At 66.5% G+C, this 2008-nt stretch carries 3 protein-coding genes; all 3 read right to left on the bottom strand.

The features are described from left to right. Positions 1-57: 57 nt before the first annotated feature. The 3 genes from ACRWNP_RS37040 to ACRWNP_RS37030 all read right to left on the bottom strand — a co-directional run bounded on the left by ACRWNP_RS37040 (position 58) and on the right by ACRWNP_RS37030 (position 1902). Positions 58-495, bottom strand: a complete 438-nt coding sequence (locus tag ACRWNP_RS37040; protein ID WP_431969394.1) for a glutaredoxin domain-containing protein — start codon at positions 493-495, stop codon at positions 58-60. A gap of 157 nt (positions 496-652) precedes the next feature. Continuing rightward, on the bottom strand, positions 653-1057 hold the full coding sequence (locus ACRWNP_RS37035) for a hypothetical protein (RefSeq protein ID WP_431969392.1): 405 nt from the start codon (positions 1055-1057) through the stop codon (positions 653-655). Beyond that, entirely contained in the window at positions 1054-1902 is an 849-nt protein-coding gene (locus ACRWNP_RS37030; RefSeq protein WP_431969390.1) for an IS5 family transposase, read from the bottom strand. Before ACRWNP_RS37030 ends, ACRWNP_RS37035 begins: the two co-directional genes overlap by 4 nt. Positions 1903-2008 lie beyond the last annotated feature (106 nt).

Below are 2008 nucleotides of genomic sequence, written 5' to 3'. Positions count from 1 at the left end.
TGAGAGGGCGGTTCGTGAGTTGATGTCCGTTTCCGAGTGAGGCGGGAGCAGGACCGCTCACGTGGATGGGGAGAGCTGTGCGCGCACCCATTCGGGATCGGGATTGACGTGCGGTTGGCCCGTGACCACGACAGTCGGCACGGTCTCGTCACCGTCGTTGGCTGCCCTTACCGCCGTCGCCCCAGCCGGGTCGCGCCAGATATCGACCCAATGCAGCTGGTGGGCGCTGCCGCCCAACCGGATCCGCAGGCGCAGGCAGTACTTGCAGCCAGCCCTCCAGTAGACGATCGGTCGGCCGTCGACCGCGCTGCGTCGTTGTGCTTCCACCGCACTGATCGACCGTGGGAACGCCAGCGGCGAGTTCAGCCCCGCGAGCAGGACAAACATCAGCAGTAGTGGAACGGCAGCGCCAGGAAACCCTCTGACCACCAACGCGGTCGCAACGAGCGAGCCGCAGACCAGGAGCAACATCGGCAGGATCCATGCGCGCGTCATGATGACGCAGGCTATCGGTGGCGCAGATTCGGCGGATCGACGGCCCGCACGTCTGGGCCACGTCGCGCAGTCGTCATGGCAGTGAGAGGGAGAGCGTGAGTTGATGTCCATTTCCGGGTGGGTCAGGGGCAGGGCCGCTGGTCGCGGTGCTTGGCCGCTACTGCTTCCTGGTAAAGCTGCCGGCGTCGACCTCGGTGAGGATGTCGAGCTTGACCAGGCGTTTCAGCTTGGCGCGGGTGCCCTCGATATTTTTCGGCAGCAGTTCGTGGTCGAGGGCCTGGCAGACGTCGCGGGCCCGGAGGGGGCCGGTGGCCTCGTTGAAGACGGTGAGGATGCGGGGGTAGTCCGGGTGCTCGGGCAGGTCGTGTGAGCCGACCTGGACGGGTATCCGGTCGGCGAGGGTAGTGACGGTCTTCCGGGTGATCGCGAGGTGTTCGAGGTGGGTCTCGGCCTCCCGCAGCCGATCCCGCAGTTCGTCGATCTGAGTGCGGAGGTCGTCGGCCAGGGACCGGGCGGCGTCCTCCTGGATGCCGAGCGCGTCGAGCAGGGGCTGGATGTTCACGCGGTCACCGCTTGCTCTTCGCGCCAGGTGGAGGTGTTCGCGCCGGTGAGGCGGCTGATCATGACGTGGGACATCGCCCAATAGACGCGGGAGGCGGACGACGATGGGCGGTGCTCGTAGTCGCGGACCAGACGCCGGTGCAGTATCAAAATCCCGTAGGTCTGCTCGACCCTCCACCGCTTCGGCTGCGGCACGAACCCCTTGTCCTGCGGGTTGCGTTCGACGATCTCGACGTCGATCCCCAGGTTGGCGCCGTGCAGGACCACCTGGTTCTTGAAGCCCTGGTCAACCAGTGCCTTGCGGACGGTTCCGCCGGCGTGCTCGGCCACCTGGTCCAGCAGGATGATGCCCGCGGCGTTGTCGTGGGTGTTCGCGGCAAGGACGACCACCGCGATGACCAGGCCGAGGACGTCCACGGCCAGCCCGCGCTTGCGGCCCGGCACCCGCTTGGCCGGATCCCGGCCGGTCGTGGCAGCGGGGACCCCGGCAGCAGCGTGGACACTCTGGGTGTCCAGCACCACCAGGGTCGGGTCCTCTAATCGACGGGCCCGCTCACGGACCTGGCAGCGCAGGAGTTCATGGATGACCTGGTCGGTCCCGTCGTCCCGCCAGGCCGCGAAGTAGTAGTACGTCGCGCTCTTCTGCGGAAGATCGTGCGGGAGATAGGCCCACTGGCAGCCGGTCCTGGTCTGGTACAGGATCGCGTTCACGATCTCCCGTATCGCGTAGGCGCCCTGATGGCCACTGACCGAGCGGTGCCGGTCCTTCCACGCGGTGATCACCGGCTCGATCAACGACCACTGCTCGTCCGATAAGTCACTCGGATACAGCTTGCGTCCACTCACCCCGCCACCCCAACAGACCGCAGGCGGCGGACCAGCAGATTCCGCCCACATCTACACCATCAGGCGACCACAGAACTACTCAAAAAGTCACGAACCGCCCTCTCAG

It is taken from the genome of Actinacidiphila sp. bgisy160 (genome assembly GCF_965342435.1).
Taxonomy (GTDB): Bacteria; Actinomycetota; Actinomycetes; order Streptomycetales; family Streptomycetaceae; genus Actinacidiphila.
The sequence above is the reverse complement of the archived record's forward strand: the minus strand, read 5'-3'. Positions and strand labels throughout refer to the sequence as shown.

Coding starts and splice junctions, on each gene's coding strand:
- ACRWNP_RS37040 (WP_431969394.1), bottom strand. CDS start 495: ATGACGCGCGCATGGATCCTGCCGATGTTGCTCCTGGTCTGCGGCTCG.